The organism is Halobellus rarus (genome assembly GCF_024494595.1).
GTDB classification, from domain to species: Archaea; Halobacteriota; Halobacteria; order Halobacteriales; family Haloferacaceae; genus Haloquadratum; species Haloquadratum rarum.
Window position 1 is genome coordinate 117,070 of record NZ_JANHDI010000006.1, and the last position, 13,701, is coordinate 130,770.

Annotated in this window: 13 protein-coding genes; 6 read left to right on the forward strand and 7 right to left on the reverse strand. The window is 62.7% G+C overall.

Features of this window, described 5'->3' with window-relative positions; genetic code table 11:
• Positions 1 to 288: 288 nt before the first annotated feature.
• From NO876_RS07490 to NO876_RS07510, 5 genes are all read left to right on the forward strand, one after another.
• Positions 289 to 1,437 carry a thiamine pyrophosphate-dependent enzyme gene (locus NO876_RS07490; RefSeq protein WP_256421068.1) on the forward strand — a complete coding sequence of 383 codons (1,149 nt, stop codon included), beginning with the start codon at positions 289 to 291 and terminating at the stop codon, positions 1,435 to 1,437.
• 6 nt (positions 1,438 to 1,443) lie between these two features.
• Positions 1,444 to 2,415, forward strand: coding sequence for an alpha-ketoacid dehydrogenase subunit beta (locus tag NO876_RS07495; RefSeq protein WP_256421069.1), 972 nt, complete (start codon positions 1,444 to 1,446; stop codon positions 2,413 to 2,415).
• Between the two features lie 230 nt (positions 2,416 to 2,645).
• On the forward strand, positions 2,646 to 3,209 hold the full coding sequence (locus NO876_RS07500; protein WP_256421220.1) for a DUF2238 domain-containing protein: 564 nt from the start codon (positions 2,646 to 2,648) through the stop codon (positions 3,207 to 3,209).
• Between the two features lie 379 nt (positions 3,210 to 3,588).
• Positions 3,589 to 4,854 carry a site-specific integrase gene (locus NO876_RS07505; protein WP_256421070.1) on the forward strand — a complete coding sequence of 422 codons (1,266 nt, stop codon included), beginning with the start codon at positions 3,589 to 3,591 and terminating at the stop codon, positions 4,852 to 4,854.
• A gap of 62 nt (positions 4,855 to 4,916) precedes the next feature.
• A complete protein-coding gene (locus NO876_RS07510) occupies positions 4,917 to 5,456 on the forward strand; it encodes a hypothetical protein (RefSeq protein ID WP_256421071.1) in 540 nt (179 codons plus the stop codon).
• Between the two features lie 161 nt (positions 5,457 to 5,617).
• On the opposite strand, the gene NO876_RS07515 is transcribed toward NO876_RS07510, so the two are convergent.
• The gene (locus NO876_RS07515) at positions 5,618 to 6,022 is read right to left on the reverse strand and encodes a secondary thiamine-phosphate synthase enzyme YjbQ (RefSeq protein WP_256421072.1); all 405 of its coding nucleotides are present in this window, start codon (positions 6,020 to 6,022) and stop codon (positions 5,618 to 5,620) included.
• A 340-nt stretch (positions 6,023 to 6,362) separates the two neighbouring features.
• Here NO876_RS07515 and NO876_RS07520 point away from each other — a divergent pair, with 340 nt between their 5' ends.
• Positions 6,363 to 7,742 (forward strand): nicotinate phosphoribosyltransferase, encoded by a 1,380-nt coding sequence (locus NO876_RS07520; RefSeq protein ID WP_256421073.1) that lies wholly within the window; start codon positions 6,363 to 6,365, stop codon positions 7,740 to 7,742.
• 58 nt (positions 7,743 to 7,800) lie between these two features.
• Here the strand turns inward: NO876_RS07520 and NO876_RS07525 are convergent, their stop codons facing one another.
• The 6 genes from NO876_RS07525 to NO876_RS07550 form a co-directional block, all read right to left on the reverse strand.
• Positions 7,801 to 9,279 carry an AMP phosphorylase gene (locus tag NO876_RS07525; RefSeq protein ID WP_256421074.1) on the reverse strand — a complete coding sequence of 493 codons (1,479 nt, stop codon included), beginning with the start codon at positions 9,277 to 9,279 and terminating at the stop codon, positions 7,801 to 7,803.
• An 83-nt stretch (positions 9,280 to 9,362) separates the two neighbouring features.
• Positions 9,363 to 10,058: a triose-phosphate isomerase gene (locus tag NO876_RS07530; RefSeq protein WP_256421075.1), complete on the reverse strand. Its 696-nt coding sequence runs from the start codon at positions 10,056 to 10,058 to the stop codon at positions 9,363 to 9,365.
• Positions 10,059 to 10,169: 111 nt separating this feature from the next.
• Complete coding sequence (locus NO876_RS07535) at positions 10,170 to 11,234, reverse strand: amidohydrolase family protein (RefSeq protein ID WP_256421076.1); 1,065 nt, start codon at positions 11,232 to 11,234, stop codon at positions 10,170 to 10,172.
• Between the two features lie 58 nt (positions 11,235 to 11,292).
• Positions 11,293 to 11,616: a Rieske (2Fe-2S) protein gene (locus NO876_RS07540; protein ID WP_256421077.1), complete on the reverse strand. Its 324-nt coding sequence runs from the start codon at positions 11,614 to 11,616 to the stop codon at positions 11,293 to 11,295.
• A gap of 610 nt (positions 11,617 to 12,226) precedes the next feature.
• Positions 12,227 to 12,856 (reverse strand): rod-determining factor RdfA, encoded by a 630-nt coding sequence (rdfA, locus tag NO876_RS07545; protein ID WP_256421078.1) that lies wholly within the window; start codon positions 12,854 to 12,856, stop codon positions 12,227 to 12,229.
• A gap of 246 nt (positions 12,857 to 13,102) precedes the next feature.
• Positions 13,103 to 13,612 (reverse strand): hypothetical protein, encoded by a 510-nt coding sequence (locus tag NO876_RS07550; protein ID WP_256421079.1) that lies wholly within the window; start codon positions 13,610 to 13,612, stop codon positions 13,103 to 13,105.
• Between the last annotated feature and the right edge of the window lie 89 nt (positions 13,613 to 13,701).

Here is a 13,701-nt window from a genome sequence, read left to right on the forward strand (position 1 = left end):
GCTGCGTTCCGTCTTCGTTCTTCGGACCTCTTTGCGGTACTGTTCAGATAAGAGCGGAACAGTCGGAAACCGATACGGGGGGTCTTCGAAAGCCCCATCCTCGGTGGTCTCTCAGTCAGCAATCGCTTATCCGAACACTGCCTCGCTCACCGGAAGTTTCGATCAACTGCACGTCTCCTCTGAGGTTTCACGCAGCGGATCTGACACTGCTGATCGCCGTACGGCGTCTACCCGTTCGGTATATTTATTATCGACCCGATAAGTCAACCGATACGGATCGAACGACACATGACCGAAAACACCACACAGGGGACTGTCGAACTGGACGCTCCGTGGATCACCCAGAACGACCTCCCCGTCACAAAATATCAAATAATCGATGAGAACGGCGGGTACGACGCCGAGGCGGTTCCGGATCTCGACACGCAGGAGTTCCTGGATCTGTACCGCTGGATGCTCGTCGAGAAGCGCTACGCCGAGCGGATGATCAACCTCCAGCGGCGCGGCGAGATGGGGACCGTCGGGTCGAGTCGGGGCCACGAGGCGAGCATCGTCGGCAGCGGCTACGCCCTCGCCGATGACGACTACCTGCTGGCGATGGGCCGCGAGACCAGCGCGATGCTGATGAAAGGGGTATCGCTCCGGGACATCCTGCTCTTCTGGCGCGGCATCGAGGACGCCCAGAAGTACCTCGCCCAGCAGAACTGTATGATCGGCATCTCCGTCGGCGGCTACCTCCCCGTGGTCACCGGCATCGGGTGGGGGATGAACATCACCGACACCGACTCGGTGGTGACGGCGCACTTCGGCGACGGCGCGACCAGCACCGGCGCGTTCCACGAGGCGGTCAACTTCGCGGGCGTCCTCAACGCGCCGGCCATCTTCTACTGTCAGAACAACCAGTGGGCCATCTCGACTCCCTTCGAGAAGCAGACGAACGCCGACTCGATCGCCCAGCGGGCCGTCGGGTACGGCGTCCACGGGATCCGCGTGGACGGCAACGACGTCCTCGCGGTGTACCACGCGATGAGCGAGGCGCGAGAACTCGCCCGACAGGGGAATCCAGTGCTCTTCGAGGCGCTCACCTATCGCACGGAGGGTCACTCCACGAGTGACGATCCGACCAAGTACCGCGGTAGCGAGGAAGTCGACCAGTGGAAAGACCGGGATCCGATCGAGCGGTACGAGTCGTTCCTCGAATCCGAGGGCCTCTGGGAGGAAGTCGACAAACAGGCGATGGTCGACGAGGTGGACGCGGAGTTCGACGCGGCCATCGAAGCCGCGGACGACTACGGGCCGCGAGACGTCGAGGAGCTCTTCGCGTACCTCTACGAGGAGATGCCGCCCGAACTCGAATCGCAACTCCACGAACTGGAGCGAAGCCTCCGCGAACTGGACGACCTCGAGGAGTACATCGTGCGGCGGCCGAAGGGGTGAGTATCTATGCCTGAAACTATCATCGACGCCATCAATATGGCGCTGTCCGAGGAGATGGAGCAGGACGACAGAGTCGTCGTCTTCGGCGAGGACGTCGCCGAGACCGGTGGCGTCTTCAGGGCGACCGAGGGGCTGAAAGACCGGTTCGGATCGACGCGAGTCGTCGACACGCCGCTCTCGGAGATCGCCATCGTCGGCGGCGCGGTCGGTCTGGCGGTCTTCGGACTTCGCCCGGTCGCTGAGATCCAGTTCTCGGGGTTCCTTCCCCCGGCGTTCGACCAACTCGTCACTCACGCCAGTCGGATGCGATGGCGAACCCGCGGGGAGTGGAGCGCGCCGATGGTCGTCCGGACGCCGTACGGGGCCGGCATCCGCGCGCTGGAACACCACTCCGAGAGTCTCGAAGGTGCCTATGCACACGTTCCGGGGCTCAAGGTCGTGATCCCGAGCACGCCGTACGACACCAAAGGACTGCTGAAGGCCTCGATCCGCGACCCGGATCCGGTGCTGTTTATGGAGCCGAAACACGTCTACCGGTCCATTCGCGAGGACGTCCCCGAGGACGACTACGAGGTTCCCATCGGCGACGCCGCCGTTCGCCGCGAGGGCGAAGACGTCACGGTGATTTCCTGGGGTGCGATGATGCAACAGACGCTGGAGGCGGTCTCCAAACTCCACGTCGACGCCGAGGTGATCGATCTCCGGACCATCTCGCCGATGGATCGAGAGACGATCGTCGAATCGGTGAAGAAGACGGGCCGTTGCGTCGTCGTTCACGAGGCCCCGAAATCTGGCGGCTGGGGCAGCGAGATCATCGCGACGATCAACGACGAGGTGCTGATGTACCTCGAAGCGCCGATCGAGCGCGTGACGGGATTCGACATCCCGGTTCCACTGCTTTCGATGGAGGACTACTACATCCCTCATCCACCCCGGATCGCCGAGGCGATCGAGCGGGTTGCGAGCGATGGCGGGTAGCAACGACTGCCCCTGATGTGTCGGCTGTCGCCCCCTCGCGATCGCGTGCTGCTGTAACGTTTACGCGATCGACTTCGCGTCGCGATAGGCACCCTGACCGAACTCGCGCCGCGACCGACGGTCCGTGATCGGTTCCTCGGCCGAGACGTCGTTCTCTGTACGTCCGCTTGTGGAACACAAGTTATTTTCCGGATAGACCCGTCGGTTCCGTCGAGGTTGGGCAAAATTCCGTGTGGTCACTCACAGACCGAGACATCGAACGTGGAATCAGACAGGCTATCGTGGCCGTGTTCGTTATCGGTATCCGCCGTCGTAACCCGGGAGCAGTCGTCAATTCGATCTTCGCGTTACTGGGGACGTACCTTCCTGATGCCGCCGAACGATGGTTCGACGTCGAATTCAGGCCTTGGCAGCGTGTATATATCGGCGTCGCTATGGTCACACACGCGGTGGGGATGCTCGGCTCGTACGATTCTATCGGCTGGTGGGACCACCTCACGCACACTCTCTCCGCGAGCATTCTCGGTGGATTCGCCTTCACTGCGGCCAAACGCCGTGGGCGTAATCCGCGGCCCCGGGTCCTCGGAGCCGTCGTCATCGGTGGACTGCTCTGGGAGCTGATCGAGTACGTAATTCACGCGGTAGCCGACCGCCTCGGAATCGAACCGATCCTAGTGGTCTACAGCACGAGGGACACGGTGCTGGATCTCCTCTTCAACCTCGTTGGCGCGCTCCTCGTCCTCGTATTCGGTGAACATCTGCTCGGTAATCTCGTCTACTCTGGTGAGTCGTAACTGTCTCTCGTGCACTCTGGTGATTGACACACACCGTCGGCGTTATCGAACTCCCGGTACGTTCAGCAGGTAGTGTGTGGTTTTGCGCATTGCGCCAGGTGGTGAATGCTTCGAGTCAATTTCCAGCGGTTCAACGTGGCTGAAACGGTTCGAGAACGGAGAGAACTCCTGCGGAATTTGATATCGCATTATGAGGTTTACACTAAAATCGAGGATCCACTCCCTGTTCGTGTGTTGTTTCGTTGTCTGCCCGGGACAACGACACACCACAAACACTAAGTAAACATACAGAAATGCGCTATCAACCGAAATCGATGGACTTCGAATCACCGGACGATAGAGATCACGAGTTACACCGGCCCTCAGCGGCCGGAGTATAATGCCGGCGTACGCGCACTTCGACGACCTGACGGATTACGAGCGGTTTTACCGCGAGGTGATCCTCCCGGCGATCCGTGCGGATCCGGATATGGAGATCGATCCCGCCCGTGAGACCCCGACGTACGCGTGGCTCAAGTCGAATTACTCGGGGTTCGTCGAACGACTGCGTCGGGAGTACGACCTCTCGCCCGGGCAGTTCTACGACGCCGTCGGCTTGCCGCCCGAATCGGGTGTCGACAACGACGAATGGGGCCTCGATCACGAACCCACCGTTCGAGCGCTCGAAGATTACCTCGAAGAACTCGAACGGGATCGAGGACGGGCCGACACGACGGTCGCTCCACGCAGGTCCCGCCTGAAGACGTACGCGAGTACGTACCGCGGGGTCAACGGCACAGGCGACCTGCTCTCGCCGCTTCTCGACGAGACCGCGAAACCCGACGAAATCGCACGCGTCCGCGATACCTTCCGCGTTCTCGACGATCACCTGGGGACGCTCGCCTCGAAAAAGAAGTACGTCTCGGCAGTGCGGAACTGGTACACGTTCGTCGTCGAGATGGGTCGTGGACTGTACAATCCGGCCGAGAACCTCCTGAATCGGTTCGGCTGGGACGAAGATCCCAAATACGACCATCCGGCGCTCTCACGTGACGACCTCGCGGCGTTGCTCGACGTCGCGGACGCCGACGAGCGCTTCCTCCTCCTCGCGCTCGCCGGCTGGGGGCTTCGGCCGGTCGAGGCCTGTGAACTCCACCTCGAGCAGTTAGTGCTCGATCCCGAACCCGACGAGGGATCCGTCCCGTACGTCGAATTCGCTGCTGGGGAACGGAAGAACGCCCGTCGAACGCGAAACACCGTCGAACTCCTCGTCGGGACCGATACGGTCCGAAGACGCGTCGACGACCTCGCGGACCGAGACGGCTGGACAGGCTACCTGTTGCCCGGACAGTCCATCGATCGTCCGATATCGACCGCGACCGCCCGGCGATGGCTCCGCGATCTCGGTACGCGGGCGGGAGTCGAAATCGACGGGAGCCATCCGCTCCCGAAAATGGGCCGACGAACCTGGTACCGGCTCTATCGCCAGCAACGTCCGTCGATAGAAGCCGGAACGGCGGCTGTCGCGGCCGCACAGGGCAGTCGCGATGCGGCCGTCTCCGAGCGGAACTACCTCGACGAGCGGACGCGGCGGGAGGCACGCGCCGAAGCGATGCGGGAACTCGTTCGCGAGGAACTCGCGGCGGTTTTCGAGCCACGATTGTAGAATCACACGTCACAGCGACGTCGGAGAAGTCATACGTCTCCCCCTTGTAGGCCTCCGGAGAGATGACTCAGGAACGCGATACCGTCCGGCTTCCGCTCGAACCGCTCCGGCAGCGCGTGGCGGAAGCGACGGGACGGTCGGCCTCGTTCGTCGACGTGACGGGCGTGGCACTGGACGGCGAAACGCTCGAAATCGCTTTCTCGACGCCAGAGGAGGACGTTCCGATCGTCGAGGTGGTCGTCGAGGGGCCGGGAGAGTCGACCGACACCACGCCGGTCAGACTCGACACTCCCTCGGGATTGAAGATCTACGGCGACCTCTTCCGCATCGAGTACGCTGGCCGCGACGCTGAAACGGATGAGATTCTCGTATCCGTCGCTCGACGGGAGGGCGAAGATTGGCGGACCGTCCTCGGGTGCGGACAAATGTGGGCCCTCGAAACCGCTCGAAACGGCGAGGCCGTCTCGGTCACTTGTCGTGCGGAGACGCCGTCTATTTCCGAGGTCGAAGACGAGGACGGCAGTACCGAATCAGCTCGTAACGACGCTGAGACGTCCGAAGACGACGAGGAATCGACAGACAGCTTCCTTGGCAACTTCTAACCGACGGGTTCGTTCGCGCGTCGCTCCGGAGAGACCGTCTACTGTACTTCCGTTCGGAAATAAAGCGATAACGGCGATACGATTCGTTACTGTGTGGACCTCACCATTCATCCGCGGTGGTGCCGAGGAGTGCCGTCCTCTCCTCGCGACTAGGAACGGACTTATTCCACCGCTTCTGCCGACGCGGTGACCACTTCGAGGCTGCGGGTTCGTGGTCCGTCGCACTCGACGAACAGGACGGACTGCCAGGTTCCCAGGGCGAGTTCGCCGGCTTCGATCGGGACCGAGACGCTCCCTCCGAGGAGCATCGCACGAAGGTGGGCGTCGGCGTTGTCGTCGATCGCGTCGTGGTCGTATCCTTCCCCTCTCGGAACGAGCCGTTCCAGTGCATTCTCGATATCCGAGAGAAGCCGCCCCTCCGCCTCGTTGACGACGATACCGGCGGTCGTGTGCGGGACGAACGCCGTGCAGACACCGTCGACTACGTCATCCGGGACTGCTTCTGAAACCTCCGCGGTCACGTCGCGAACGGCCACGCGTTCCTCCGTTTTCACTTGGATAGACATACGTCACCGTACGCTAGCGAGGCTGATCAGTCTGGTTGTCGCGCGCGCCGGGTCCGTTCTGAGATCTATTTCCGTCGCTCGGAGGTCGACCCCTCGGCAGTTTTCTCCGGCGTTGAACCGAGAGCCGATCGGCAGCGTGGTCGTTCGGCTTTCCACCTTCTCGGGAGCCACTCGGTGTCGCGTCGGTTACCGGTCACTGTCACGGGTGCTGTCCCTACCGATCGGTGATCCGATTTCTCCGCATCACCGGTGAGAGGCGACGGCACTCCAAATCGCGATGCGGACGGAGTCTGCCTCCCTCCTGCGACAGAAACTTGTCAGCGTATTCGTATATCCTACTATGGGAACTGATCGACACCCTCGGTTCGGACACCTGTCCCCGGCTGATCTGGGCCTGTTCACGGACCGCTACGAGCTGACGATGTTGCGCGGGTACCGGGAGACAGAGCACACCCCCGAGTCCACGTTCTCGCTGTTCTTCCGTTCGCTGCCAACCGATCGCGGGTACGTGATCGCCGCCGGACTGGAGCAGGCCATCGCCTACCTCCGGGAACTCGTATTCGGAGACGAGCAGCTCGATCACCTCCGAAAAGAGGGGTTTCCTGAGGCGTTTTTGAGGTACCTCGCGGAGTTCGAGTTCACCGGTGACGTCCGCGCCGTGCCCGAGGGGACGGCCGTCTTCCCGAACGAACCACTTTTGGAGGTGACGGCACCGATCGATCAGGCGCAGTTGTTCGAGACGCTGTTGCTCAATCAGATCGGATTCCAGAGCCTGATCGCCACGAAAGCCGCCCGGATGCGAGACGTGGTCCGCCGTCGCGGCGCCGATCAGCGGCTCGTCGATTTCGGCGGACGGCGAGCGCACGGCACCGACGCCGGTGTGAAAGCCGCTCGCGCGGCGTACGTGGGCGGGTTCGACGGGACGGCCAACGAGGCTGCCGGGTCCCTGTTCGACGTCCCGGTCTACGGAACGATGGCGCACTCCTGGGTGCAGAGTTTCCCCAGCGAGCGAGCGGCCTTCGAGGCGTTCGTCGACGTGTACGGTGAGGACTCGGTGCTCCTGATCGACACCTACGACACCGTCACCGGCGCGAAGACTGCGCTGGAGGTGGCGGGGGAACGGGACGAGGCGATCCGGGGCGTTCGGCTCGACTCGGGCGACCTCGCCTCGCTATCTCAGGAGGTGAGAGGCATTCTCCCCGAGCGTATGGACGTCTTCGTCTCCTCGGGGGTCGACGAGTTCTTCCTCCGGGAGTTCTTCGAGAACGACGGCGTCGCCGACGGGTTCGGCCCGGGTACGTCGCTGACGACGAGCGACGACGCTCCGACGCTGAACCCGGTGTACAAACTCGTCGCCGTCGAAGCCGACGGCGAGATGCAGCCGAGTATGAAGCTCTCGAAGGGGAAGGTGACTTATCCCGGCGCGAAGCGCGTCCACCGGTTCGGCGACGACACGTTCAGGCGGGACGTCTTAGCGCGGGCCGACGAGGAGGTCGGCGGGCGGGAACTGCTCGTCGACGTCGTCGCGGACGGCGAAGTCGTCTACGACTTTCCGACGGTCGACGAGATCAGAGATCGGACGATTCAGACTCTCGAACGACTGCCCGAGGACATTCGGGCTATCGAGAACCCTGCCACGTACCCCGTCGACATCAGCGAGTCCCTCGACGCGACCGCGGAACGCGTCCAATCGGACCTCCGGACCGAGATGGATCTGTAGCGCCCACCACCAGTGGGTCGGAATCGATACGACGGTCGCACGTACCCCGACGCCGCTTTCACCACTGCTCGATGAGGACCGCTCCGGATTCGTGGACTCTGATAGGAGAGTTCTCCGTCCAGAACGTCCGCGCCTGCTCCAGCTTCTCTCGCTTTTCGGCGTACAGCGTGAGCAGTGGGTCGCCGTCGGTCAGTTCGTCTCTCGTGCGACAGTGGAGATAGACACCCGCCCCGTGGTCTTTCGGCGCGCCCGCCCGTCGGGCGAGTTCGTTCACGAGTTTGTTGTCGACGTGCGTGACGACGCCCTCCCGGTCGGTGTGGATCGTCTCCTCGTGGGGTCCGGGCGTGAGATCCTTCGACGACACGTCGGGGTCGCCGTTCTGTGCGCCGACGATCTCGCGGAACTTCGATTCCGCCGCGCCGGTTTCGAGGATTTCATCCGCCGTCTCGTCGACCCCGGCGGCATCGAAAAGGATCTGTGCGAGTCGAACGCTCTTCGATCTGAGGTCCGTCGGTCCGTTCCCTTCCAGGACGTCCAGGACGTCTCGCGCCTCCAGCACCGGCCCGATTCCCCGCCCGATCGGTTGTTCGCCACGCGTGATCGCACAGTCGATCTCCATTCCCAGGTTGGTGCCGACGCGAGTGAAGTCCTCGGCCATCTCGCGGGCGTCGTGGAGGCTTTCGACCTTCGCCCCCTCACCGTACGGCAGGTCGATGACGACGTGGGTCGCCCCGGCGCTCTTCTTTTTCGAGAGGACCGACGCGATCACTTGGCCCGGCGGATCCAGAGAGAGCGGCGTCTCCGCGCGAATGATCTTGTCGTCGACGGGTGAGAGGTTGACCGCACCGCCCCAGACCATACACCCGTTCGTCTCCGAGACGATCTCCCGCACCTCGCTGACGGAGAACGAAACGTCACAGAACACCTCCATCGTGTCCGCTGTTCCGGCGGCCGAGGTCACTGCCCGGGAGGAGGACTTTGGAATCGTCACTCCCGCTGCGGCGACGATCGGGACGACGATCGGCGTGACGCGGTTGCCGGCGACGCCGCCGATCGAGTGCTTGTCGACGATCGGTTCTCGGTCCCATTGGATGGTCTCACCGATTTCGACCATACTTTCGGTGAGGCTCATGATTTCGGCACGTGAGAGCCCGTGGGCGTAGACGCCGGAGACGAAGGCCCCGAGTTCGACGTCGCTCAACAGGTCGCGGTTGATGTCGCGGACGACGGCGTCGATCTCCTCGCGTTCGAGTTCGATGTCGTCGAGCTTTTTCGTGATGTGCGCCGCCGAGTCCGGTTTCGAGGCGAGCGCAATTTCGACCTCGCCCGTGATGTGGCTGATCTGTCGAGTGACACCGAGCAGCCCCGGATCCACGAGTTCGTCAGTTATCTCGACGATTCCGGTCGCCACGTCTGGACCGTGCTGAATCCGAACGCGGTCGAGCGGGTGTGCGCCCAGTTCGCTCGCGTCGGTCGAATTGAGCAACACCGTCGGCGTCCGGGTGCCGATGTCGATCTCGCGGGCCGTGAGTTGCATATGTGGTCGCTTTGATCACTCCCCGCTTAAGAGTGGGTGTTGCACCGGGTGCTCTCAGGTCTCGACCATCCGCACAGACCGTTTCAGTCCTGAACGCTACTATCGGCCAGGCTCTCGGCGATATCCGCCAGCCACGCTTCCCCGTCGGCCGCATTCACGAACGCCGACGCGGCACCGGCCCCGTCGGCACCGAGCCTCAGGCTCGCTTCCACGTCGACTCCGGTTGTGATTCCACCGCCGAGGAGGAGACGAGTTCGGACGTTCTCCTCCCGCACCATCGAGACGAACGTCTCCACGCGCTCGGGAGCCGTTTCAGCGAGCGACCGGCCGGTCGCGATGTCGTCGGGGTTCTCGAACAGGAGACAGTCGGGGTCGAACGCGAGCGCCCCGCGGCCCATCTCGACGCTGTCGACGCAGACGATCGATTCGAGGCCGCGCTCCCGACAGCCCCCCACGATCGCTTCGACGTCCGCGAGCGTCTGTGGTGATTCCGGATGATTGACGAGGACGCCGTCGGCCCCCGCCGCATCGACGGCCGGTAGGCCGATTTCGCCGGTGCCGCGTCCCGGTTCCGCCGCGTCGACGGACTGTGCGACGACCCGTAGATCGGCCTCCGAGGCGATCCGGGAGAGATCCGGCGTCTGCGGGGCGACAGCGAGCGACGTGTCGGTCCGCTCCTGCACCGTCTCTATCGTCTTCGCGAGTTCGAGACCGTCGCCGCCGGCCGTCCCTTCGTAACGCTTGAAGTTGATCAGGAACGTCGGGTACTCGAGTGCCATCGATACAACACCCACGTGGCCGATCGGTTTCAGCGTTGCCTCGACCGCCTGTACCCGAGGGTGCCCTTTCCGGAGTGCTGTCGCGATCGGAGTCGAACACGACGCCGACACTCAGATACCGAACAGCTCGCGTGCGTTCTCCTCGAATATCTTACTCTTCTGTGTGTCAGTCAGTCCTTCGATATTATCGACCGCCGCCGGGGCGTCGAAGTCCTGGTGCGGACGGTCCGAGCAGTAGAGGACCTGGTCTTCGAGGTCTGCCCGTTCGATGAGGTCGACGACGTCGACCATCTTCGTCGCCTCTTCTGGGAGGGGTTGCGTGCCGTAGTAGAACTCCGAGAGGTACTCGCTGGGCAGCTGCGAGAGGTCGGCGAACTCGCTGGACCGTTCGAGGTACTCCCGATCGAGTCGCTCGCCCAGTGCCGGGATCCAGGAGAGGCCGCCCTCCCAGAAGCCGAAGTCCACGTCGTATTTCTCGACGACCCCGCGGAGGATCAGGCTGTTCGCGTGCCACATCTTCGGGATCGTGTGGCCGAGCGTGTGGAACTCCGCGAAGTTCTTCGGCTGCATCCCGGCGATCGGGAACCCGGGCACGATCCCCGTGGTCGAGTGGAGGATGATCGGGAGGTCGTGTTTCTCGGCGGCCTCGTAGATCGGTTCGTAGCTCTTGTGGCCCATCGGGAACGTGGGGCCGACGTCCGTGATCATCGCGCCGACGACGCCGTCTTTGTCCCCGTGGCGTTCGATCTCTTCGGCGCTCTCCTCGGGGTGATCGCCGAAGATGTAGAGCTTCGCGTAGTACGTTCCGTCGCCGCGGGCGAACCGGTCGACGGTGAGGTCGTTGAACGCCCGCATGTACATCACCTGCTTGTCTTGGGCGGGGATCGTCGTCATCCGGAACTGGCCGGGAGAGAACACGACCGTATCGATGCCCAACTGTTCGCGCACGGGGTCTACGTCTTCGGCGTCTGTGATGTCCGGCGAGTGGATGTTTATCTCGGTCCGACCGCCGGCGCTTCGGTCCCAGCCGTCCCACTGAATCGGCCCCCACTCGTCGGGCCCTGCGAGGTAGCCCGCCTTCTCGTTCTCGCGCATCTCGTCGTCCGAGATGTACTCTCGGATGTCGGCTCCGGACTCCGCGCTGTGCCACTCGCCATCAATTACCGCGTGGTCCATAGCGCTTCCAATACAGGATCGGAACTTAACAATCCCGATTTATCGTGTCAAAAACCGCTCACACCCGGACGTGGATTTCGTCGTCTTCAACGACAACTTCGTAGGTCGGTACGGTGTCGTCGCCCTGGACGTGCTCACCGGATTCGACGTCGAACTGCCACCCGTGCCAGGGACAGTACACGCACTCGTCTTCGACACGGCCCTGCCCCAACGGACCGCCTTGGTGGGGGCAGACGTTACTGAGCGCGAAGTACGCGTCGTTCACGTGAAACAGTGCGATCTGCTCGCCGTCGACGTCGACGACCGAGGCCTCTCCCGCTTCGATTTCTCCGACGGAAGCGACTCTGTGAAGCGACGGTTCCTCCGCGCTGGTGTCTGTCATACCCTGGGGGAAGGAATCCACATATATTACGTTTTCTTTTGTGAGGGACCGCTCCACGGCCGCGGACCCGATACCGGCCATCGCAATACATCCGAAAAAACCGGACCGATTCTCGCCAGATCACGGTGAACGGCAGTCCTCTTCTCTTGATTGCTGAAGACTGGTGACTTCACTGAACGCCCGTGACAGCTGAAGCCACCGATCTGAGAGCGTCTCGTGGTACCGGCGGTTCCCTGCCTCTTTTCTCAGAACACAGGCGACGGGGAGATCCCACCGACCGCATATTCGAGACTATCGGACGATATTTCGTGAAACGTCGCTCGTTAGCACTACTATGACGCTATTAGTCTTGTAACAGATAGCCGACTGACGACGTGGCGATCGACTCCGCTCGCTCCCGAAAGGCGACTGACTCCCAGATCGGGGTTTTGAGGGCTGTCACCCGCCAATCCGAGATCGATACTCTCGGATGGGTTTCGTCGACTGAGCCTCTCCCGTTGAATCAACGCTCGGGCCCTACGCAGATCGATTTTCAACGCTACGATACCCGTGCTCGGTGTCTGTGATTACGAAGCGGGCGAATCACCGAAAAAGACCACAGCTGGCGGTCTCAGTCCCCGCGGCCGTCGGTCGCCGACTGGCAGTCACACCCGCCGCGGTCGAGCAGTTCCGTGACCGGATAGCTCGCTCCGCAGTCCTCACAGAGCACCTGTACGTCCAGCAGTACGTTGAACTCCCCGAGTACGAGTTCTTCGCCGCCCCGAAGCTGACCGAGGTTGTTCTCGACCACGGCGATGAGCCGGCTCTGGAGACGCTGGATCGTGGTCCGGACGCTCTCTAAGCGATCTCCCGACGAGCGCCCTTTCGAGACGTCTCTGAACTCCGTGAGGTACGTGTACACCGCTTGGTGGGAGACGAACTCCGAGCGAAGGCTCTCGAGGTCCACGCCGCGCTGTTCGAGGGTCGCCTCCGCGTCGACGCGCATTCCGGCCGTGACGTCGTCGTCCGTGAGTAACCGATAGAGGTTCGCCACCTCGCCGTCGATCGGGTTCTCCCCCGCGTCTTCCAGTTTCGCCGCGAGCAACCGTTCGTTGAACCAGTCCGCCAGAGAGCGGAGGCTCTGGCTCTCGTAGCCGTTACCGAGCCATCGGTCCTCGAGTTCCTGCCCCACGGTCGACATCTCGTTGACCTCGATGAGTCGTCCGACCTTCGAACGGGCCGGATCGGAATCCGCAGTCATATCTCGTGATTCGTTTGGACCCTGTTAAAGATATCAATCGCCCTGAGAGCGGTCCCGCGGGTGCCGCTCTGGAGACTGCCGGCCGTGTGCTCACCGATAAATAACAGCTATATTTGATATCCTTCTATCTTATAATTAGCGCCGATGGTCAGCCGGTACCGGTCTGCTTCTCCGGGCGTCGACAGGGGAGTGATCGGAGATGGACGAGATACTTTCCTCGTCGCGTCGACGGCGTGGAGAGCGGAGTCAGTATCGGAACGCGGCGTCGGCGATCGCAACCGTCTGTCCGAGGCCCACGAGGACGAGGCCGACGATGGACACCGACGGTGGCGCACCGAGAAAGCCGCCAGCATACACGACAGCGCCGAGTAGCGAGACGACCGCAGCACCGAGATAGACCCAGGCCGGTTCGGTTTTTCGGCGGGCGATATCGACGAAACCGACCGACGGAAGGATCATCCAGCCGAAGAGCGCGAGCGCCTGCAGCGGCCTCCTGCCCGTTCCGATCCGGAATCCGATAGCTCCCAGCAGCGTTACGACGAGCCCGACGGCGATGATCCGCCACCACACGCGGAGCGTCCCGGTGCGCATCTCCGCCCGCCCGGTCACGACGAACACCGCCAGCAGCACCGACATCACGACGTGCGCAACGAAGAGGGTGTCCCCGGCGATCACTCCGAGATGAGTGGCGATCACGACGATCCACGCGAGGGGAATCAATACCACGGGACCGAACTCTCGAGCCTGACGGAGCATACTCGACAGGAACAGCCGGGCGAATAAAATCCTGGGGCCCCGGTGAGCGACGCCTCGCCGATGCCGAAACGACAATGTGGCTCCCACTG

What these genes read in the sequence shown, in the direction of transcription:
- NO876_RS07490 (WP_256421068.1), top strand. Translation starts at nt 289, where the DNA reads ATGACCGAAAACACCACACAGGGGACTGTCGAACTGGACGCTCCGTGG.
- NO876_RS07505 (WP_256421070.1), top strand. Translation starts at nt 3,589, where the DNA reads ATGCCGGCGTACGCGCACTTCGACGACCTGACGGATTACGAGCGGTTT.
- NO876_RS07510 (WP_256421071.1), top strand. Translation starts at nt 4,917, where the DNA reads ATGACTCAGGAACGCGATACCGTCCGGCTTCCGCTCGAACCGCTCCGG.
- NO876_RS07530 (WP_256421075.1), bottom strand. Translation starts at nt 10,058, where the DNA reads ATGGCACTCGAGTACCCGACGTTCCTGATCAACTTCAAGCGTTACGAA.
- rdfA (WP_256421078.1), bottom strand. Translation starts at nt 12,856, where the DNA reads ATGACTGCGGATTCCGATCCGGCCCGTTCGAAGGTCGGACGACTCATC.
- NO876_RS07535 (WP_256421076.1), bottom strand. Translation starts at nt 11,234, where the DNA reads ATGGACCACGCGGTAATTGATGGCGAGTGGCACAGCGCGGAGTCCGGA.
- NO876_RS07515 (WP_256421072.1), bottom strand. Translation starts at nt 6,022, where the DNA reads ATGTCTATCCAAGTGAAAACGGAGGAACGCGTGGCCGTTCGCGACGTG.
- NO876_RS07540 (WP_256421077.1), bottom strand. Translation starts at nt 11,616, where the DNA reads ATGACAGACACCAGCGCGGAGGAACCGTCGCTTCACAGAGTCGCTTCC.
- NO876_RS07550 (WP_256421079.1), bottom strand. Translation starts at nt 13,612, where the DNA reads ATGCTCCGTCAGGCTCGAGAGTTCGGTCCCGTGGTATTGATTCCCCTC.
- NO876_RS07525 (WP_256421074.1), bottom strand. Translation starts at nt 9,279, where the DNA reads ATGCAACTCACGGCCCGCGAGATCGACATCGGCACCCGGACGCCGACG.
- NO876_RS07495 (WP_256421069.1), top strand. Translation starts at nt 1,444, where the DNA reads ATGCCTGAAACTATCATCGACGCCATCAATATGGCGCTGTCCGAGGAG.
- NO876_RS07520 (WP_256421073.1), top strand. Translation starts at nt 6,363, where the DNA reads ATGGGAACTGATCGACACCCTCGGTTCGGACACCTGTCCCCGGCTGAT.